The following is a 20,478-nucleotide window of genomic DNA, read 5'->3' on the forward strand; positions in this document are numbered from 1 at the left end:
TTTATTATCCCCATCATGATGGCTTACACTGATTTACTTAACCCTGATGCCGGTTTAATGGCGTTTACGTTTGCCATAGTGCAAACCGCGACCTTTATTGTCGTGATAGCCATTTCGATAGAAGGTTATCTATTACGACCGCTTAAACCGATTGAGCGAGTGCTGGCAATAGCCGTGGTACCTTGGGTATTGTTTAACCCGTTAAGTACTGGTTTTGTGGGCGTATTAGTGATTTTAGGTCTGATTGGCGTGCAGTGGAAAACACGTGCTGTGGTAGCGGCTTAAATCGAAATAATAGCGAACCAGTTTATTCTAAAATACTGTTATTAAGCAGTATTTTTAGGCTATTTTAATAAATCGGTTTGTTGTGTATCTTGCGTTTAATTTTCATTCCAACCTCAAATCTGCTTAGGCTAGTAACAATTGTCTAATTGAATGATGACTATATTGATAATTCAATTATTAATGATAAAACGTCACTTATTCAACTCAAAAAACAGACTTTTTCAACTCCAAAAAACACACCACAAGACACCTAGGTAAAATAATTGTTAATAATGTGACAATAAAAAGTAACTTAAACCGCTCAGTAAGTCTCTGTTTTTATTATCTATTAATATTTGTATCATATTAGTGAAATTTCACTGTCATTTTAACGCAGTCTTTTTGTCATTTTTGCGGGTTAGTTTGTCGTCCATTGAAACAACTTAACTCGCTTACACCCGTCTTCGGAGATGACAATGGAACTGAAAAAAATGTTTAAACTTAGTGCTGTATCAGCTGCGCTTTCTGCAACCTTATTACTTGCGGGCTGTGGTGGCGATATCAATATTGATACGGGTTCACAAGAGCCGACTAACCCTACAAATCCAACGAATCCAACCACACCGACTGAAACGGACCAACAACTTGCTTACGGCGGCTTTGCAGAAAAAAGCACTACGATAGCGGCTATCGATGGTAAAGAAGTGTGGGTGTTAACAGGCACACTGGCACCTTCTACTGCAGCTTCAACAGTAAAGGTAGGTGGTCAAGATGGCGCGAACATCATTTTAGGAAACGATGTGGTGTGGATGCTTGATGGTGCAGTTATCGCTGGCGGCGATAAAGCTGACTCGGTTGAATTATCAATTATGGCTGGCACTAAAATTATTGGTGGTAGCGAGTCTTATTTAGTCATTAGCCGTGATTCAAAAATTATGGCCGAAGGCACAGCTGACGCGCCAATCGTATTTACTTCCCTTGAAGCGGCGCTAGGCCAAACTGGCGAAGCGGGTCAATGGGGCGGCTTAGTCGTTTTAGGTAACGCACCTGTTAACTCATGCCCTGATTTAACCAGTTGTGATGCTGCATTTGAAGTGGGTAACCACAACTACGGTGGTGATAACACTGAAGATAACTCAGGTGTTATTCAGTATGTTCGGGTTGAGTTTGGTGGCTTTAAAATCAACGACACCCAAGAAATGAACGGTATTAGTTTCGCGGCAGTTGGCGCAGGTACAACTGTTGATCATATCCAAATTCATAAAAATAACGATGACGGTGTTGAGTTTTGGGGCGGTAACGTTTCGCTTTCACATGTGGTGTTAACTGAAAACTTTGATGACTCTCTAGATTGGACTAACGGTTGGCAAGGTAGTGCCCAGCACGTTTATATCCGTCAAGAGGATAACGGTTCAAACCGTGGTATCGAAGGTGACAGCAACAGCAGCGCTGATGCTGAACCACAGTCTATGCCTACATTAGCTAACTTCACCATTCAAGTGGCTAACGGCACTAACAGTGGTGGTGATGACGCTGAAGGTATTTTACTGCGCAAAGGCACGGCTGTTAACGCATACAACATGCTGGTTAAAGGCGATGTTGATTCTGGCGAATGTTTAGAAATCAATGACGACAATACAGTTGATACCGCTGAAGCTGGCAACTTAAACATGCAAAACAGCTTAATCGATTGTGTTGAGCCGTTTAAGAGTGCCAAGGTTGATGCTGATAAAGGTTACACCAAAGCTTACGACGTTGAAGCTTGGTTTATGGCCCAAGAAGGTAACTTAGCCGGTGCTGCAGATTTATCAGGGTATATGCCTAATTCATCTTCTGTTGCTTTAACTGGCGGCGCAGCTGATTTAGCTAACATGGATGACCGTTTAGATGATGCCCAATATATCGGCGCATTTAATGGCAGCACTGACTGGACGGAAGGCTGGACCACGGCCATTCATGCAGATGTAGCGCCTGCACCAACTGAATTACCAGTTTTAACATCTTGCCCTGTAGGCACAACTTCAGAAGATGTGGTTGCAGGCCTTTATAAAGATGACAGCGTGACTTTAGTCTGTTCAATCGAAGGTAACATCACCACCAATACAACACTGCTTGCTGGTCAAAACGTGATGTACAAAGTAGATGGCGGCGCGGTGATTGTAGGTGGTGATAACGCAGACTCTGCAACACTGGCAATTCAAGCGGGTACGCAATTATTTGCGACCGACAACAGCTACATCGCCATTAGTCGTGGCTCTAAAATCATCGCCCAAGGCAGTGCTGAGCATCCAATCGTTATGACCTCTCAGCAAGATGTAATAGCTGGCGCAGAAGGTGAGCGTGGTCAGTGGGGCGGTTTAGTTATTCTGGGTAATGGCGAAACCAACAAGTGTCCTGATAAAGACAACTGTGATGTGTCATTTGAAGTGGGCGACTTCCCATACGGCGGTAACGACAATGCAGATAACAGCGGTCAAATCAGCTATGTGGTAGTCAAATACGCCGGCTTTAAAGTCAATGATACCCAAGAAATGAACGGCATCTCATTTGCGGCAGTGGGCAGTGGAACCCAAGTTGACCATATTCAAGTCCATGCAAATGGCGATGATGGTGTTGAGTTTTGGGGCGGTGCAGTCAATCTTAAATATGTTTACCTAACGGATAACTTTGATGACAGCTTAGATTGGACTAACGGCTGGCAGGGTAAAGCACAGTACGTGTATATCACCCATGAAGATGGTCAAGCTAACCGTGGTATTGAAGGCGATAGTCATAAAGGCACTGACGACACGCCGATTTCAAACCCAACTATCTCTAACGTAACAATTCTTCCTGGTGCTGATATTGAAAATGCCAGTGGCGATAAAGGCGAAGGCATCATTCTTCGTGTTGCTACTCGTGCATCAATTCACAACCTATTGATTCAAGGTCGCAAAGGTGCAACTTCTGAGACTGAATCAGGTGAGTGTTTAGAACTAGACGGTACTTACGCAGGTCTTGTTACCAACGTTAACGATGAAACATTAGTGATGTCTCACTCTGTTATCGACTGTAACGAGCCATTCAAATACAGCTCTGACAACACAGATACAACCGATGCGGTAGACACGCAGGCCTGGTTCTTAGCTCAAACAGGTAACTCTGCTCAAGAAGTGACGTTAACTAATGGCATGCCTGCTGGCACTGACACTGTGTTATTGGGTACGGGTCTTGATATGAGTACGACTGACACCTTCTTCGAATCAACTGATTATATCGGTGCATTCGATGGCCAAACTGATTGGCGTGAAGGTTGGGCTTTTATTAAATAAAAGCGAGTAGTAAACCTTAGGCATCGGGGAGTGAGTACTCCTCGATGCTGCTTAAAGTCCGATTAGATAATCAAAATAGTTAGTTAAATTTACATTAATTGTCACCGGTGTATCACATCTTAGTGGCGCGACCTGAACTGTGTACAGGATTGAAAAACGTTATGAAAACCAAGCCGAGTTTTATCGCTAATAAGCTAAGCCTAGCTGTTGTTACTGCTATTTCTGCAGCTTCTCTTTTTGCAACACTACCAGCTTACTCGGAAGAGACACCAGCTTATGATCCTGGTGAAGATTTCCCTATTGAAGTCATTGCGGTAACGGGGCGTTTACGTAGCTCTGCCTCAGAAGCGATGGAAGAGCGCCGTGAGCAACCCGCCGTGGTTGATATTATGGGCGCAGACCAGATTTCTCGCACCGGAGATAGTGATGCCGCCGCCGCGCTTCGACGTGTTACCGGATTAACCCTGAAGGATGGCAAGTTCATTTATGTACGTGGTTTAGGTGAGCGCTATTCTAGTACATCATTAAATGGTGCGGTTGTACCATCGCCAGACCCTACCCGTAATGTGGTACCGCTGGATATGTTCCCAGCCTCTATCATTGAATCTTTATCAGTACAAAAATCCAGTTCAGCCAGCACGCCAGCTGCATTTGGCGGTGGTCATGTTGATATTCGTACAAAATCTATTCCTGCAGACTTTTTCTTTAAAGCGTCAATAGGTGGCCGTTATAACACTAATGATAGCGATGACACTTATACCTATAACGGTGGCGGCGATGATTGGACTGGCCAAGATGATGGCACTCGGGCAATGCCAAACAGCATTAACGAGGTGACCAATCAATATGGCGGAATTAGCCCCATTGATATTGTTACTGGTTCAAATGGCACAATTGATTTTGCCAGTGCTCAAGCCATTAACCGTGGTTTAGCCAATGATATGTATCGCGACATGACGGTATTTACTGAAAGTACGGATCCTGGAGTTCGCGGTAATATCGCCATTGGCGATCGCTGGGACTTAAGCGATGACATCATTTTCGGGATGATGGCAGCAGGCTCATATAAACAACAAGCTGAAAACTACACCAAGCGCGAAGTTGAGCTAGATGGTGATGAGAACAAGGTACAAATCGAAAACTCAAAAGACGTCATGGGCACCGATTCAATTGTACAAATGTCAGGCATGGTTAACTTAGGTTTAGAAATTGGTTACGACCATAAAATTCAAACCTTCTCGACTTATTTACGTGATACATCTGATGATGTTTCAGTGGCCATCGAAGAAACCATTGATACCATCGCCGAGCCTAATGCGTTGCAGGTTTATGATATTGCTTATGAAGAACGTAACCTTATCAGCAATCAAATTCAAGGTGAGCATTTCTTTGAATATCTGTGGGATTTAGAAGCCAACTGGATGTATTCAAACGCCAGATCAAAGCGCTATGCACCGAGCGAATTATCTTACACTTACAATGTAATACTTGATGATGCTGATAGCATTACTAGCCGTAACTTAAATACCCAAGATGCGCCTAAATATGTTTATAGCCGCCTTGATGATAATACCGAAAACTACAAATTTGATTTAACCCTACCCTTTGAGTTTGGCATGAACGTGCTAAAAATCAGTGGTGGTTATGAGTACTTTGAACGTACCCGTGAAAGCTATGCCACGCGATTGGGATTTGATGTCGGCTTAAGCCCAACAGACCCCAATGGCGATATTCTAGCGGGTGACTTTGACAATATATTTTCTGATGACAACATTGCCAATGACACGCTTGATTTAGAATTAAAAGACGCCTCAACCGACACCGAAGATTATGTCGCCGCTGAAATGATAGACGCCGGTTTTGTCAATTTTGATGTGGATTTTGATGATGTATGGCGCTTAACCGCAGGTGTGCGTTATGAAGATTTTCGCCGCGTGACATTGCCATTAACCCCAGATGGTGAGGTTTCAGATGAAGGTGGTCGTTACGATATTGAAGATTATGCTATCGCAGAAGACGGCTGGTTTCCTTCATTGGCATTAACCTGGAAATCATCAGATGAAAGCCAATGGCGCTTTGGCGCCAGTAAAACCTTGGTTCGCCCAGACTTACGTGAAGTGGCGCCAGTGCGGTTTCAAGACCCAATTACCGGTTTTGATTTCTTCGGTAACCCAGAACTTGAAAGCTCAGATATCTATAACCTAGATGTACGCTGGGAATACTACTCAGAAGATGGCGCAAACTTAAGTGTTGGTGGCTTTTATAAAGACGTTGCAGCACCCATAGAAGCGATTCAACGTATCTCAGAAGCGGGTCGTCAGCTTAAGTTTTACAACGCTGAGTCAGGTTATATCTACGGTATCGAAACTGAGTTTTTACATGACTTAGGCTTTATTGGCAGCAATGGTAGTGTTTGGGAGGACTTTTTCGTAGCGGGTAACTTAACCCTAAGTGACTCAGAAATTGAAATTGCCAGTAATGGTGAAATTGACCCAACCAATAATAAGCGCCGCATGACAGGCCATTCTGAGTGGGTTGCCAACATGCAGTTAAGCTTTGATTCGTCTAATGAGTCTCACAGTGCAACCTTAGTGTATAACGTGTTTGGTGAGCGTATTGCTTATGGTGGCCGTGGTGGTTTAGATGATGTGTACGAGCAACCCTTTCACAGCTTAGATTTTAGCTATAGCTTTTTACCTACTGAAAGCTTTGGGGTGAAATTTAAAGTGAAAAATATCCTAGGTGAAACCACCGAATACGACCAACAAGATGTGGTGGTATACGCGAAAGAGCCTGGCACAGAATTCACTCTGCAATTTGATTATCAATACTAATATTGATAATGAGTTCGCGATTAACAGAGTGACAACAGGTACTGGTTTTTAGCATTTTTACCTCATCCTTTAAATGCTAAAAGCCAAGTGCACAGTGTGATATCTAGGTGTTTGGAACACGCCAATATCGCACGCTTCTTTATCAGTAAGCGTTATTTAAGACTACGTGACTTAACAAAGAAGTTGGCAGCTTTGCAAAAGGCTGTATGCAGTATGTAAAATAAGCTGTAAAAGTAACAGGCCACTTTCTTTTGGAACAAGAAAGTGGCCTTTTTATTGGCTAGCGCTATTAGTTATAAGCGCTATTAGTTATAAGCGCTGTGAGTTATAAAATTAGCTCGTTAGCTATGAGCCTTAATAGCAGATCATTCTTCACTGCTGTCGATCAGATTGCTAATCGCTTTTGAGATCAGATCTTTTTTCATGCTAGTGCGAGCGACACCTTGTTCAAACCAAAAACTCATCGGCTGATCAAACCCAATACCATGCATGTAATTGTAAATCGCTTTACGCAGCCCTTCACCTAACATCTCATGATCAGTATCGGTAGGATCGCTAAAATCGACATCATTTTCAGCGAATAAAACTTCAGGGCGATCGCTAAGAGTAATACCAAATTTTTCTGGATTCATACCAACAGGGCTGTGGATCGTGGCCACAAAACGGTGCCAATAGGCAGACTGGAAACAACCTTGCTGCATCATCTGTCGCACCATTTCCAATGAATCCACCGTTTCTTGCTCGGTTTGAGTCGGAAAGCCATACATCAAATATGCGTGCACCATAATACCGGCATCGCTAAAGGCTTTAGTGACTTGGGCAACGCGCTCAACACTGACGCCTTTTTTCATCAGTTTCAATAAACGATCAGACGCCACTTCAAGGCCGCCACTGACCGCGATACAACCAGAGTCGGCTAGCAATTGACAGCGGGCTTGGCTAAAGGTTCTTTCAAAACGGATATTACCCCACCAACTGATCACCACGTTGCGCTCAATTAAGCGTTTTGCAAAGGCAAATAAGGTTTTTGGTGGCAGCGCTTCATCGACAAAATGGAACCCTGTTTGTCCGGTTTCTTCAATGAGTTGCTCAATGCGATCAACCAGAATATCAGCGCCAGCAGTATCGTAGCGATCGATATAGTCCAAACTGACATCACAAAAGCTACATTTACGCCAGTAACAGCCATGGGCGATGGTGAGTTTATTCCAGCGGCCATCACTCCAAATACGGTGCATTGGGTTGAGCATTTCACACAAAGACAGATATTCGCTCAATGGCAAGCCATCGTATATCGGAGCGCCGACTTCCACCTGCGGGATATCGTGGAGTTCTGGGTTTTCATTAAAGTGAACGTAAGGCTCGCCATTGTCATCTTCGGCAAGGAAGTAAGTTCGCACTAAATCATCGACTTCACGTTGGCCTTGAAAGTATTCCAGCAGGGTGATTAACGGGCGTTCGCCGTCATCAAGACAGATAAAGTCGATAAACTCAAATACCCGAGGATCTTTGAGTGCCCGTAGTTCGGTATTGATAAAACCACCGCCGATGATGATGGGGATCTCTGGATTAATGGCTTTACAGGTTTGGGCAATACGTAACGCGCCGAGCATATTACCGGGAAAAGGCACGGTTAAGGCTACAACGCTAGGTTGGGTTTCTTCTAAATAGTGCTCAACCAATTGCGCTAAAATTTCTGAGCTAAAGGTTGGCTCGTCCATCAAGGTATCGTAAAGGTTATCAAAGCTTGGATTAGCCGCAGCTAACTGCTCGCCATAGCGGCTCACTTCAAAGTAAGGATCAACCCCTTGAGTGATGACGCTGGAGAGATCGTTAATAAATAAGGTCGCGAGATATTTGGCTTTATCTTGAACGCCAAGATTACCAAAAGCGGCTTGCAGTACATCGCCTGATACCGCTTCCATTTGCGCAATGGCTTCAAATGCTGGGCCTTCAGGTAAAAATCGGCGCGAGTTAATCCGCAGTGCAAGACTGGGATCTTTACCCTGTAAAAACCGAATCGCGCTCTCAACAGTCAAATGATAACGATCAAATTCAGCCAGAAAATTATGAATAGCATCAGGTAATTCATCGTCTTCAAAGTGCTCGAAATTAGCTTCCACATGTTGACGAATAATGTCCAGCGCAGGCGCAGTCATCATTTCTAGGAAAAGCTCAATGGCAGGATCACGCTGCACTGCTTCATAGCCTCTCGTACGCAAAAAACCAGTCAAATAGGCTGTTGCCGGATAGGGCGTATTTAACTGGGTCATAGGTGGAGTCATTAGAAGAACGGTCATAGCCTGCCTTTAATAGTAAAACTTGAGTGCACTGAACTAAACTGATTGTCAGCCCGAGCTAGGTAAAGAATGTGGCAATAATACAGTTGCCAAAAAATAAGCTGGGATTCTAACAAATGGCCAAGGGAAAAACCCGTAAATTAGCCAATTGAAGATTAATTTATCACTGTCTGTTTGTTTGTTTTTAGATCGAATTTAATCTCTTTCTAGCACAGTCTAGATTTAAATATTAGCAAGGTGGTTAAATATCACGCTAACTGTGTCATTATCAAATTTCGCATCTCAGCTAATGGATTAGGTTTGACACATGGCCGCAAAATGTCTAAATCAGTTTTTACGTCTCTGTTTATATTTAGTATTTGCCGTTGCTATTACGGCGTGTTCGGTCAAAACCGAGCAAGCTAACATTAGCCAAGTGGGCAATATTAGCCATAAAAAAATTGCTGAAGCCAGTGGCTTAGCTTACTCAAATATACACCATGATGTGCTGTGGCTGCACAATGATGGCGGCGATAGCGCCGCAGTGTATGCGATAAATTTATCCGGTGACGTGCTGGCGACGGTGAACATTGAAGGGGTAAAAAATATCGATTGGGAAGATATGAGCTCGTTTATTATCGATGGTAAAGCGTATCTGTTAATCGCCGATGTCGGTGATAATCGTGCCAATCGAAGTCAGTATTTTATTCATATCATTGCAGAGCCAGATGTCAGCAAACTTGAATTGGCCGCATCAATTAAGCTCACCCCGCTTGTGTCACTGGCATTTAATTACCCAGATGGTCCAAAGGATTGTGAGTCTGTTGCTGTTGATGTGGTTAACCAGCAAATTGTATTACTGAGTAAGCGGCACACCCCACAAACCCTATATCAATTGCCGTTACCGTTACAGTTAGCGCAATCACCGGCGTTATTGCCTTCAGAATTTCCTTCGCAATTACCTATGCCATTACCTAAGCAAGAAAGGGACACGCTTGTGGCAACACCTTTAGGGGCACCGCCGGCATTACCAGAATCATTCTCAGATTATTTCGGGAGTATACGCTTAGCACTTTTTGCCGGAAACTCGACAGCAATGAGCTTTTCAAAGGATGGCTTATCTGCGGTGGTGTTAACCTATGGCCATGCTTATTACTTTCAGCAGCAACAGCCTACAGGCGCTTTAACACTGTTATCAACCACGCCAAAGATTATTGATTTTCCGACACTATTTCAAGCAGAAGCGGTGAGCTTTAATCACGATGCCAGCCGCTTTTATATCACCTCAGAGGGTAGCCCAGCGCCGATATATGAAGTGAATATCGCCGCTTTGTTGGCTAATTCTGATTACTCACTACTGAAATACTAACGACTGAGTAACTCGCTACTGAAAACTCACAGCTAAAATATCAGTATTTATTACTGATATTTGCCGCGTACTTCATCGATTAAGGTTTTCCACTGCGGGTATTTAGCAAAGCTTTGGGGTAAATCGCCCCAAGGTGATAACGCTTGCATCATGGCATTTTCTGAGTGATCTGCGCCTTGGCTTAGTTGATATAAATAGTAAAAAGCCGAGGCGCGATAATTTAACGCACAATGGACTAAAATCGATTTATCGTTATTGCGCTCCATGATGCTAATAAACTGCGCTACATCTTCCATGGTGGGTTGCTGCCAATCGACTTCAATGTTGTGGTAAACCATGCCAGCATCTGTGACTAGTTTATCTTCTGCCGCTAAATAATTTGAGTTGTTTTTGGGGATTAAATTGATCACCACCTCTACCCCTGAATTTTTAAGCGTCTGAAATTGCTCTGCTGTGGGCAAGCCTGCGGTTATCACTTGGCTGTTATTGAGCTTGAGCGCTTTGATGTTATCAAGCTGGCTTGGGTCAATTTGCGCCGCTGCAGGATTGACTAAACTAACGCTTAATAAGCTACTGGTTACCATTGTCATTAACGCGGCTCCCATGATGCTGTTTTTCATCTGTAATCCTTTCATCTGTAATCCTTGGATTTGAGCAATTACATAACAATGTCATCAATGGCGGCTAATTCAGCTGCACTAAAGTTAAGGTTATCTAGTGCGGCCACCGAATCGAGAACTTGTGCTGGGCGACTTGCACCAATCAAGCAACTGGTTACCGCATCATTGTTAAGGTTCCATGCGATCGCCATTTGCGCTAAAGATTGATCCCGGGTTTGGGCAATGGTATTTAATGCCTGCACTTTGGCGATTTTCTCTGGAGTTAGATCGTTATCAGCTAAATAGATTTGATGGGCTTGGGCTGCGCGCGAGTCTTTGGGAATACCATGGAGGTATTTATCAGTGAGCACACCTTGATCCAATGGCGAGAATACAATTGAGCCAACGCCTTGATCTTTTAATACCTCGGTTAAGCCATCTTCAATCCAGCGATCAAACATATTGTAGCGTGGCTGGTGGATTAATAATGGCGTGCCTAGCTGTTTTAAGATACTGATCGCTTGCAGCGTTTCTGCTGGCTGATAACTTGAAATACCCACATACATCGCCCGGCCTGAGCGGACAATATAATCTAGCGCTTGCATGGTTTCTTCAATGGGAGTGTCAGGATCCATGCAGTGATGATAAAAAATATCAAAGTAATCTAGCCCAGTACGTTTAAGGCTTTGATCGCAGCTAGCGATCAAATATTTTCTCGAGCCGCCAATACCATAAGGCCCTGGCCACATGTCGTAACCCGCTTTACTAGAAACGATCAACTCATCTCGATATGGCTTAAAGTCTTGTTTGAAAATATCACCAAAGGTGGACTCCGCCGCGCCGTAATGGGGACCATAATTATTGGCTAAATCAAAGTGGGTAATACCAGCATCAAAAGCTGTTTGCAGGATGTTTCTCGCATTCGATTGGGGGTCTGATGCGCCAAAGTTTTGCCATAAGCCTAATGAAATTTTTGGCAAGCGAATACCGCTGTTACCACAACGGGCATAAGCCATTTTTGTATAGCGTTCGTTGCTGGCAAGGTACTGCGGGTTTGGATCGTGGGTAATCATTTATCATCCTACAAATGAATTGTTACTAAATTGAATTAGCTTTGAATTTAAGGCCTGTTTTAAATATCTGTTTTAAATCTTTACTTCAAATCTACTGTACTAGAACAATTATAAGCATTGCCCAATATCGTCACTGAAGTGGTAAACGACTGCGGCTTAAGCAAATAAACCGTATTTGCCCCTAGCGTTAATGCTTCATTTCTCAGCTGATTAATCGCCCCTTGAGTTAAATCCTTATTCGAAATAAACAAGTAATCATACCAATGCCCTTGGGAGCCAATTATTGGCCCTTTTAGTTGGCAATCATCAAGCTGTTGTCCTTGCCATAAAATTTGCACATGTTCGCTTTGATAATGAGGGACGTTAATACAAGCCGTGAGTCCTATTGGCATGAGTATCATTAATAACCCCATTAATCTGGCACTGCGATTGACTGGATTCATATAGGCCTTAAAAATTTGCTGTTAATTACGCCATGTTCATATAGCAAGTCTATACTTAATCAGCAGCGTAGTAGAGTTAAAGTCAACTTACTTGGTTAAGCTTCGCTATGCAATCAGCATGTTGGCGTTCACTGTTTCATGAAAGAGTAAACATAGGGATATACACATGGGTAGCATCAATTTAGCCAATGAAACCGTGATTAAGTCTACTTTTGCTACTGCGCAAAACGGTGCCTTTAGCGGTGATGGACAACTATATTTGACTGAAACACGGTTATGTTTTGAAGCCTTTAATAAAATCTTTGAAATGGGTCCTTATGAGATAGACCTTGAGGATATTGTTAGTGTTGAAAAATGTTGGGGGACCGGTGGTGGAGTGTTACCCCTTACCGCAGATGCGATTAAAGTGGAACTTAAAAACCATCAGTCCTATAAATTTATGGTGGCTGACTCTGCTGAATGGCTGGAGCGATTGAATCGTTAACTCATTACCTTAAGCTATGTGAGAACCGCTTACTGATGAATTTAGGCTAATAAAAAGCTGAATCATTGATTCAGCTTTTTAGTTGGGCGACTCGCTATATTGCTAAAAACGCATATTAAGCGTTAGCAAATACATCTTGTAGCGATGGCACCACTTGCTTCTTACGGCTTAATACACCGTCTAGCCAGACTCGGCCTTCAACGGTTGCTTTACCGTAGGCTTTTTCAGTTAAGTCAGCGTCATCTGAAACCACTAACATTTCTGAGCCTTCTTTCATGATATCGGTTAGCAATAATAATACGCTGTGACGGTTACCTTCAGCTTTCAGCGCTGCGATATCAGCTTCTAAATCAGCTTTGATATCGTCAAATACTGATAAGTCGATAACTTCTAATTGACCGATACCCACTAGGTTACCGTTCATGTTGAAGTCTTTAAAATCACGCATGACTAAGTCACGTGCTGGCGTACCTTCAACAGCTGATTTAACTTTGAACATTTCCATGCCCACAGCTTTGAAGTCTTCAATACCGGCAATTTCAGCTAATGCTTCAACGCAGCGGATATCAGCAGTAGTACAGGTTGGAGATTTGAAAATCACAGTGTCACTTAAAATAGCGCACATCATGATGCCAGCAATGTTAGCTGGGATTTCTACTTGGTAGAAATCGTACATCATTTTAATCACTGTGTTACTACAACCTACTGGACGGATCCAGCACTCAAGCGGAGTAGAAGTGGTTAAGTCACCTAATTTATGGTGATCAACAATACCTACGATGGTTGCTTCGGCAATGTCATCTGGTGCTTGAGTTAATTCAGAGTGATCAACGATATACACTTCTTCGCCAGCGTAGCTTGTTTTGTACTCTGGTGCTTCAAAACCAAATCTATCAAGGATATAGGCTGTTTCTGGTGAAAGCTCACCTAAACGTGCTGCAATAGCAGGTTCTTCAATTTGATTTTTTAAGTAAGCAAGTGCGATTGCACCGCAGATTGAATCTGAATCAGGGATCTTATGACCCACAACATACATTGCCATTTGGTACGCTCCTATAAATTTTCAGCGATTTTAACAAGAAATAACCGCCTGACCAATCTTTACCAATAAAAAAGCCCCAGAGAAAATTCTGGGGCGATTCAAATCAAGCAATATACACCTTAAGTTGTCAGCAATTGGCTGGTTATTTACTCTGTGGTCAATGTATTCACAATGGCTGTTAACTTAAAGCATAACCACCTTTAAGGTGGGCAATATTATCAAAGCCTAAGCGCTGCATGGCTTGGGCTGCCACCATTGAGCGGCTACCACTACGGCACACTAACACCCAAGGTTTATGTTTTTGGTGTTGGTGTTGCTGAATAAACTGCACTAAACGGGTTAGTGGCACATTCTCAGTGGAGCTACTGGTGTGTTGCAGTGCGTATTCATGGGGCTCACGAATATCGATGACGCTAACTTGCTGTGCTGATAAAGCGCTGCTTAAGCTCTCTGTGTTGTATTCGGTAATATTCACTTTAGCTGCAGCGTTAGCTGGCAATGCGCCGCAAAGAATTTCACTGCCTGACTCATCACACAACTGACTATCAAGCTGGGCTTTTAGGCTTTCAAATTGGCTTTGGCTTAATTGGCCATTTAAGGTGTTGGCCAGCAGTGCATTACGGCTAGATTCAGCTGCTAATGAGGTCGTAAACTCATTGTTATAGTCATGGCTGGCACAAATCAGGGTGTTGTCACCGATAAGCTGATGCAGTCGCTTAAGGCTGGTAAACATGGCTTTAGCGCAGCTGCTGTCAAAGTTAGTTCTGCCGAGACTGCCCATTAAAATCGTGTCGCCAGCAAAGGCAAAGCGGCATTGCTGGCTAAGTGGTTTAGAGCTTAATACTGCCTTAGGTAATTCATCAGTCGATTTATTAGGTAATTCATTAGATAATTCATTAGATAATTCATTAGAAAATGGGTCACATAACAGCAAGCTAATACTGTCAGCGGTATGGCCTGGGGTGGCAACTTTCAGCAGTGCTTGATTGCCAATAGTGATGTACTCAAACAACTCGCCCGCTTGGGTGACGTTGCTGCAGTTTTGCGGCCAGCCTAAATGATCGCTTAATTGATCCGGCAAATGTTTGTCGGCAAGGTATTGGCGACTAGAGACATGATCGGCATGACCATGGGTGTCGATCACCGCCACTAATTCAAGTTGCTGACACTGCAATAGGGTATCTAAGCGTTCATTTAGTTCTGGCAGTGGATCGATGATGATTGCTTGCTTACTTTGTTGATCGGCATAAATCCAACTACAGCTCGGGCCTGAGCGTAATTGAACCAAACCATTTAATGGCTGTTTATCGCTTATTTCACCACTGTCTAAAATCATACAGCTATGGGTTAATGCATTGGCGGCAGATTGAATTCTGATGCAGGCTTCATCCACCTGCGTTTGAGTCATGGCGGGGCCAAAAGACATTCTGATGGCTGACTCGCTTTGCCACTTGGGTAATCCCATGGCATCTAATACAAAGCTACGGGTGACTTTTGATGAACAAGCAGAGCCTGAACTGACGCGAATATTGGCGGCATCAAATAAATCCATAATCTCTTTGCTACTAAAGCCTGCAATAGCAAAGTTGATGGTTGTTGGCACGCTATTGCTAAAACTGTGGTTAAACACTACAGCAGGAAAAGCACTTTCAAGGGTATCAATTAATTGTTGTTGATAAGCCCTTAAGGTGTCGACATCGGCAAACTGGTTTGTACCCATCGATTGCGAGTTATTTAACAGCATATCGAAAATGACACTTATGGCTGCCATTCCGGGCAGGTTTTCAGTACCCGAGCGCAGGCCGCTTTCTTGGCCGCCGCCAGCAATAATCGGCGTAAATGGAGCACCTTCGCGGATGTAAACAAAGCCAATGCCTTTAGGGGCATACAGTTTATGGCCGCTAAAAGGCGCGTAATCGATACTGGTGTTGGCTAAGTTTAATGCCGTTTTACCCAGTGCTTGGACACAATCAACTAACCAATAAATATCAGGGTTAGCTTGGCGGATGATGCGATCAAGCTGAGTTAAGTCTTGGTAAACCCCGGTTTCATTGTTTACTGCCATGGTGCAAATCATTAATGCATTCGGCGCTTCTTTAGCAATAAAGTCCTGATCAAGTTTACCCATATGATCAACGGGGATCGCTTTAATTTCTGCGTTTATTTCAAGAATGGCATTCCAATGCTTTAAGGATTCTGGCACCGCTTTATGCTCAGTGGCGCCATATAACAAGCTGTATGTTTGATCTTGCTTGAGGCTAGTTTTAGCGGCAGCTTTAGCCGCGACTAAGGCGGAAATGATCGCGGTTTGAATCCCTTCTGTGGCGCCGCTGGTAAAAATAACGGTACCTGTGTCAGCGCCAATCACTTGTTTAGCCTTTACCCGAGTTTGCTCCATCAGGTTTTTGGCTTTAAGGCCGCTGATATGGCTACTACTTGGGTTACCAAATAGGGTTTCCATTGTAGTTAATGCTGCCGTTGCAGCTTGGGGTAGCACAGGAGTTGTGGCATTAGCATCGAGATATATTTGGCTTAGTTCAGTGGCGCTTTTCATAGGGGTAAGACTCGCATGTTGATTAGTTGTTATATAGCTTTTAGTTATAACTAATTTCTTGTGGTTATATTAACAGCTTAATAACAACGATCAAGATCACATTTTTGCTTAGATTAAAAAATACAGCTATAAATTGTCATTTTAGTAAAGAGAGTTTTTAAATTGGTGTGGCGGCAACTTTGTATGGAACCAAAGGTCACTAGAGTGAACTAAGATTTGAAGTTGTTTTGTTATTGATTTTAAGAACGATAAAAAAAAGGAATAAGGCGGTTAGCGCTTATTCCCTTTTTATTTGTGATGAGCAGACTAGGCTTAAGTTTTGCTTCAGATTTTGAAGCAGACGTAAACTCAACAGCTGACTGAAACTCAAACTCTCACTTTGATGACTACTTTTCTGACATCTTTGGCTGTATCACTGGTGCCGGGCATATGCATATCTTCAGGGAAGAAAATCGCAAACATACCCGCCTTTAAGGGTATAAAAGCCGCATTAGCTTTATTGGCTTCATAATCGTACTTACTGTAATCATGCTCATTGTGATAAGGCGCTAACGGCGCTTGATCTGCAAGTGGTAAATAGCCAAATTCTTCTTCACCGCTAACCACAAATTGCACATCAATATAACGCTGATGACTTTCAAAAGACTCGGTGTGTTTCGGCTTAGTTTGGTAATCATTGACGATAGCAAATATATCTTTGCCTTCAATGGGGTAATTACCTAATTCATATTGGCTAAAATCAGTGGCTGCGAGGTAAGCAAGTGCAGTGGCTAATCTTGGGCTAATAGCATGATAAAGCTGATGATTTGCTAGGGTATCGACAATCATGATAAGTCTCTAAAAGTTAAGATAAGTCATTATCGCTTAATTTAGCATGCTGCACCATGACAGATATATTTATACAGGGCTGTGAAAATAATCAGCTTAGACAAAGCGGCGATCAGTTGGTTATGATGATAGTGCGGTTGACATGAATAGGATATCAAGTGGCAGCATTACGATTATTAGCAGGCAAAACGGCATTTGAACAAATTGAACAAAACGGCATACAGCAGTCGATGTTTACTCAATTGTTTGCAGCATCAGGTGGCCCCAAATGGATTGGCGTCGCAGGGCTCGATAAATACTTGTTCAGTGAGTTTTTTAGTGACAGGCAAGCACCACTTTATACCATGGGTGCTTCATCTGGAGCCTGGCGTTTAAGCTGTTTAGCGCAAAAGAATCCGTTAGAGGCCTATCATCGCTTTGAAGACTATTATATCGATCAGCGCTACGAGACTGTGCCTTCTCGTCAAGAGGTGACTGAGCAGGTAGAGCGAATTATTGCTGGCATATTAGGTGCTAATGGCGCCATGGATATAGTCAATAACCGTATTATTCAAAGTCATTTTGTGGTGTGTAAGGCCAAGCATTTAAATGCTGGGCGTTCCAAGGGAAAATTAGCAATGGGGCTGGCTGCTACTGCAGTGTCTAATGCTGTTAGCCGTCGCAGTTTAGCTTGGCACTTTGAAAGACTGGTATTTAGTCATCAGCAAGTTAAATCGCCTTTTTCACAATTATCCGATCTGCCCACCGAGCATGCTCAATTAACTCGCAGTAATATCAATCAAGTGCTGCTAGCCACTGGCTCTATTCCATTACTGCTCTCGCCAGTGACCCAAATCAATGGCGTTAGTGACGGTCATTATTACGATGGCGGCATTACTGATTATCACTTTGATATGCCTTTACCTGCCGCAGAAGGCTTAAGTTTATATCCGCACTTTTATCCTTACATGAGCCCTGGCTGGTTCGATAAATCACTAAAATGGCGCCGTGCTAAAAAGCATTATCATAATGCGCTGATCCTGGCGCCGACCCCAGAGTTTATTGCTTCTTTGCCTTACCAGAAAATTCCTGATCGTGAAGACTTTAAAAAGCTTGATAGCGACAGTCGTATCGCTTATTGGCGCGAGTCAGTTAAGCGCAGTGAGCAACTGGCGATTGAGTTTGCCGGCATCATTGAAAACCAGTCGGTGATGAGTCATTTAGAGCGGCTTTAAGCTGCTTTATTGATTGTTTTTAACCTCCTATTTAAGGGTTATCTTAAGCGCTATCTGATCGCTTTTTGAAACTATTTCGTAAAACACCCTGTCTAATAATTAATCGCTTAAGTCTGCGTTATTTGTTAATTACAGCTATCATTAAAAAGAATGATAAGCGGATGGTGACTAGCAAATAAACTATCAAGCACTAAACTTAATTTGCTCATATCTGTGACAACTAGTTGATTATATAGGCTGAAGCGAGCTAGTTGTCATCGGCGATATAAATATGCTGCGCCTTGTGGTGTAAGCCCTAAATGAATATTTATCAGCATTTCTATGGTCTGGAGGCTGCTATGAAAACATTAGAAATGGCCTTGGTTATTCAAGAGGCGGTTATTCTTCCTGGCGGCCGCCAAGAGATCAGAGTGGTATCGCCAAATCAGCTGTTAATGGTTGCTAGTGTGCTGAAAGGAGACTACCGCTTAGCCTTAGCTGCGAGCAAAAGTAGCGGTAAAAGTAGCGGTAAAGGTAATAGCAGTCCGCCATGTTATAGCACAGCAACAGAGTGTGAGATTATCGACTTTCATCAACTCGACGATGACTCATTAAGTATTGTGATTGAAGGTCGCCAAAGGGTAAAAATTCTGTCTGCGGCGCAACTAAGGGATGGAAGTTGGATTGCGCGCACATTAGCCTGTCAAAATTGGCAAGATGAACCCATAGGCGAAAAGTTTGAAATTATTAGTGCCGCTTTAGAGCAATTTTATGAAGTAAACCCAGATTTATTGGAATTATATAATCAGGTGCATTTAGAAGATGCCACCTGGGTAAGCCAGCGTTGGTTAGAAGTGTTACCTATGTATAACAAGGATAAATTACAGCTTGTTGAGCAACCTAATTGCCACAAGACTATGGCTTTTGTACTGCAGCTATTAAAGTCCCATGTAGATGCCTAAGTTACCGCTTTACAGCAATGACGAGCAAGTCGCTGTGATTGTATTTAACTCGCCAAGTTTGGGCTAACTGTGCTGGATTTTACTTCAAGTGGCTCGTTAACAGGAAAGCTTAGGTTCATTTATATTACTCATGTCCGTTATACTGACGGGATATGTAAGTCACTAATCATTGTAACTATGTCTTCTGATACCTCAGCTAGAGCTGCACAACCTTCTTATGTGGTGTTACCACAACTGACTCATCCTTCGAAAAATGCAGCAGCAAGTTCAACAGCGCCAAAAACCGTGGTGGAATTTTTAGTGTCGCATTTTGCGCAAATCCCACCGCAGGTGTGGTTAAAGCGGATTGAGGACGGCAAAGTGCATTGGGCCGATGGCAGCTTAATTACTGTCGATACTGTCTATAGACCTGCAACAAGGGTGTATTACTACCGCGAAGTTGAGGCTGAAACTAAGATCCCTTTTGTGCAGAAAATTTTGCATCAAGATGAGCATTGTATGCTGGTGTTTAAACCACACTTTTTGCCAGTAACCCCCAGCGGAAACTTTGTTAATGAATGCTTAATCCATAGGCTAAGGATTGCCACCGGCATTGACACTATAACTCCTGCCCACCGCCTTGATAGGCCAACTGCAGGCGTCATGCTAATGACAGTTAACCCTGAGTCTAGGCATGCGTATCATGCTCTTTTTAGTGATGGCAAAATTACAAAGCAATATCAAGCGATTGCTAAGTTAACAGCGGCACTATTGGCACAATCCCAAGCGGGTGAATTAACCTTGCCAATACACTGGACGGTTAAAAATAGGATGGTGCGCTCAACCCCAAGCTTTTTAATGAAAGTGACCGAAGGTGAGCCCAATACCCATTCTGAAATTAGCCTTATTGCCATAAAAGGCGATAAAGGTTTATTTGAGCTGAGCCCGATCACCGGGAAAATGCATCAACTTAGGGTACACATGATGTCGTTGGGAATGCCGTTAGAAAACGATACTAATTATCCTACTTTAGCGCCAAAGAGTGCCGATGATTTTTCAAAACCGTTACGGTTAATTGCTAAATCACTGCAGTTTATTGACCCGATTAGCCATATTGAGCGTCAGCTGAGCTGCGAAGGCTATGAAGCTGAATTTGATCTTTAACTTGCTTGATTAAATGCTATATCAGCATGAGTCACGCGCAGCGATAACTGTTTAGTGCGCTGAATATATGAATTTTTTGAGCTGTGACGAACGACTGTCG

15 protein-coding genes are annotated in these 20,478 nt (G+C 43.1%); 8 read left to right on the forward strand and 7 right to left on the reverse strand.

All coding sequences use genetic code 11. The features are described from left to right. Window positions 1–15: 15 nt before the first annotated feature. The 3 genes from BCU94_RS12200 (at window position 16) to BCU94_RS12210 (ending at window position 6,409) form a co-directional block, all read left to right on the forward strand. Complete coding sequence (locus BCU94_RS12200) at window positions 16–285, forward strand: hypothetical protein (RefSeq protein ID WP_102436567.1); 270 nt, start codon at window positions 16–18, stop codon at window positions 283–285. 455 nt (window positions 286–740) lie between these two features. After that, on the forward strand, window positions 741–3,575 hold the full coding sequence (locus BCU94_RS12205) for a hypothetical protein (RefSeq protein WP_102476529.1): 2,835 nt from the start codon (window positions 741–743) through the stop codon (window positions 3,573–3,575). A 161-nt stretch (window positions 3,576–3,736) separates the two neighbouring features. Further along, window positions 3,737–6,409, forward strand: coding sequence for a TonB-dependent receptor (locus BCU94_RS12210; protein ID WP_102436571.1), 2,673 nt, complete (start codon window positions 3,737–3,739; stop codon window positions 6,407–6,409). Window positions 6,410–6,774: 365 nt separating this feature from the next. Here BCU94_RS12210 and BCU94_RS12215 read toward each other — a convergent pair whose 3' ends face one another. Beyond that, the gene (locus BCU94_RS12215; RefSeq protein WP_102436573.1) at window positions 6,775–8,709 is read right to left on the reverse strand and encodes a radical SAM protein; all 1,935 of its coding nucleotides are present in this window, start codon (window positions 8,707–8,709) and stop codon (window positions 6,775–6,777) included. A 307-nt stretch (window positions 8,710–9,016) separates the two neighbouring features. On the opposite strand from BCU94_RS12215, the gene BCU94_RS12220 reads away from it, so the two are divergent. After that, window positions 9,017–10,057, forward strand: a complete 1,041-nt coding sequence (locus tag BCU94_RS12220; protein ID WP_102476530.1) for a hypothetical protein — start codon at window positions 9,017–9,019, stop codon at window positions 10,055–10,057. A gap of 50 nt (window positions 10,058–10,107) precedes the next feature. Here the strand turns inward: BCU94_RS12220 and BCU94_RS12225 are convergent, their stop codons facing one another. The 3 genes from BCU94_RS12225 to BCU94_RS12235 all read right to left on the reverse strand — a co-directional run bounded on the left by BCU94_RS12225 (window position 10,108) and on the right by BCU94_RS12235 (window position 12,172). Beyond that, window positions 10,108–10,692, reverse strand: coding sequence for a protein tyrosine phosphatase family protein (locus BCU94_RS12225; RefSeq protein ID WP_241904995.1), 585 nt, complete (start codon window positions 10,690–10,692; stop codon window positions 10,108–10,110). A 23-nt stretch (window positions 10,693–10,715) separates the two neighbouring features. After that, window positions 10,716–11,729: an aldo/keto reductase gene (locus BCU94_RS12230; RefSeq protein WP_102476532.1), complete on the reverse strand. Its 1,014-nt coding sequence runs from the start codon at window positions 11,727–11,729 to the stop codon at window positions 10,716–10,718. Window positions 11,730–11,809: 80 nt separating this feature from the next. Next, window positions 11,810–12,172, reverse strand: a complete 363-nt coding sequence (locus BCU94_RS12235) for a DUF4156 domain-containing protein (RefSeq protein ID WP_102436581.1) — start codon at window positions 12,170–12,172, stop codon at window positions 11,810–11,812. A 166-nt stretch (window positions 12,173–12,338) separates the two neighbouring features. On the opposite strand from BCU94_RS12235, the gene BCU94_RS12240 reads away from it, so the two are divergent. Further along, on the forward strand, window positions 12,339–12,656 hold the full coding sequence (locus tag BCU94_RS12240; protein ID WP_102436583.1) for a GRAM domain-containing protein: 318 nt from the start codon (window positions 12,339–12,341) through the stop codon (window positions 12,654–12,656). Window positions 12,657–12,771: 115 nt separating this feature from the next. Here the strand turns inward: BCU94_RS12240 and BCU94_RS12245 are convergent, their stop codons facing one another. The 3 genes from BCU94_RS12245 to BCU94_RS12255 form a co-directional block, all read right to left on the reverse strand. Continuing rightward, window positions 12,772–13,698: a manganese-dependent inorganic pyrophosphatase gene (locus BCU94_RS12245; protein WP_102476533.1), complete on the reverse strand. Its 927-nt coding sequence runs from the start codon at window positions 13,696–13,698 to the stop codon at window positions 12,772–12,774. Between the two features lie 178 nt (window positions 13,699–13,876). Further along, complete coding sequence (locus BCU94_RS12250; RefSeq protein ID WP_102476534.1) at window positions 13,877–16,252, reverse strand: aminotransferase class V-fold PLP-dependent enzyme; 2,376 nt, start codon at window positions 16,250–16,252, stop codon at window positions 13,877–13,879. Window positions 16,253–16,618: 366 nt separating this feature from the next. Further along, window positions 16,619–17,080 carry a YhcH/YjgK/YiaL family protein gene (locus tag BCU94_RS12255; protein WP_102476535.1) on the reverse strand — a complete coding sequence of 154 codons (462 nt, stop codon included), beginning with the start codon at window positions 17,078–17,080 and terminating at the stop codon, window positions 16,619–16,621. Window positions 17,081–17,238: 158 nt separating this feature from the next. Between BCU94_RS12255 and BCU94_RS12260 the strand changes: the two genes are divergently transcribed. From BCU94_RS12260 to BCU94_RS12270, 3 genes are all read left to right on the forward strand, one after another. Then, complete coding sequence (locus BCU94_RS12260) at window positions 17,239–18,294, forward strand: alpha/beta hydrolase (protein WP_102476536.1); 1,056 nt, start codon at window positions 17,239–17,241, stop codon at window positions 18,292–18,294. 338 nt (window positions 18,295–18,632) lie between these two features. Next, entirely contained in the window at window positions 18,633–19,235 is a 603-nt protein-coding gene (locus BCU94_RS12265; protein ID WP_102476537.1) for an LON peptidase substrate-binding domain-containing protein, read from the forward strand. A gap of 177 nt (window positions 19,236–19,412) precedes the next feature. After that, window positions 19,413–20,378 (forward strand): pseudouridine synthase, encoded by a 966-nt coding sequence (locus BCU94_RS12270; protein WP_102476538.1) that lies wholly within the window; start codon window positions 19,413–19,415, stop codon window positions 20,376–20,378. Window positions 20,379–20,478 lie beyond the last annotated feature (100 nt).

It is taken from the genome of Shewanella sp. 10N.286.52.C2 (assembly GCF_002874545.1).
Lineage (GTDB): Bacteria > Pseudomonadota > Gammaproteobacteria > Enterobacterales > Shewanellaceae > Shewanella.

Bases quoted from the DNA above. Each gene is read 5' to 3' on its own strand.
- BCU94_RS12250 (WP_102476534.1), bottom strand. From the start codon at position 16,252: ATGAAAAGCGCCACTGAACTAAGCCAAATATATCTCGATGCTAATGCC.
- BCU94_RS12265 (WP_102476537.1), top strand. From the start codon at position 18,633: ATGAAAACATTAGAAATGGCCTTGGTTATTCAAGAGGCGGTTATTCTT.
- BCU94_RS12210 (WP_102436571.1), top strand. From the start codon at position 3,737: ATGAAAACCAAGCCGAGTTTTATCGCTAATAAGCTAAGCCTAGCTGTT.
- BCU94_RS12240 (WP_102436583.1), top strand. From the start codon at position 12,339: ATGGGTAGCATCAATTTAGCCAATGAAACCGTGATTAAGTCTACTTTT.
- BCU94_RS12245 (WP_102476533.1), bottom strand. From the start codon at position 13,698: ATGGCAATGTATGTTGTGGGTCATAAGATCCCTGATTCAGATTCAATC.
- BCU94_RS12235 (WP_102436581.1), bottom strand. From the start codon at position 12,172: ATGAATCCAGTCAATCGCAGTGCCAGATTAATGGGGTTATTAATGATA.
- BCU94_RS12215 (WP_102436573.1), bottom strand. From the start codon at position 8,709: ATGACCGTTCTTCTAATGACTCCACCTATGACCCAGTTAAATACGCCC.
- BCU94_RS12205 (WP_102476529.1), top strand. From the start codon at position 741: ATGGAACTGAAAAAAATGTTTAAACTTAGTGCTGTATCAGCTGCGCTT.
- BCU94_RS12270 (WP_102476538.1), top strand. From the start codon at position 19,413: ATGTCTTCTGATACCTCAGCTAGAGCTGCACAACCTTCTTATGTGGTG.
- BCU94_RS12230 (WP_102476532.1), bottom strand. From the start codon at position 11,729: ATGATTACCCACGATCCAAACCCGCAGTACCTTGCCAGCAACGAACGC.
- BCU94_RS12220 (WP_102476530.1), top strand. From the start codon at position 9,017: ATGGCCGCAAAATGTCTAAATCAGTTTTTACGTCTCTGTTTATATTTA.
- BCU94_RS12200 (WP_102436567.1), top strand. From the start codon at position 16: ATGATGGCTTACACTGATTTACTTAACCCTGATGCCGGTTTAATGGCG.
- BCU94_RS12255 (WP_102476535.1), bottom strand. From the start codon at position 17,080: ATGATTGTCGATACCCTAGCAAATCATCAGCTTTATCATGCTATTAGC.
- BCU94_RS12225 (WP_241904995.1), bottom strand. From the start codon at position 10,692: ATGAAAGGATTACAGATGAAAAACAGCATCATGGGAGCCGCGTTAATG.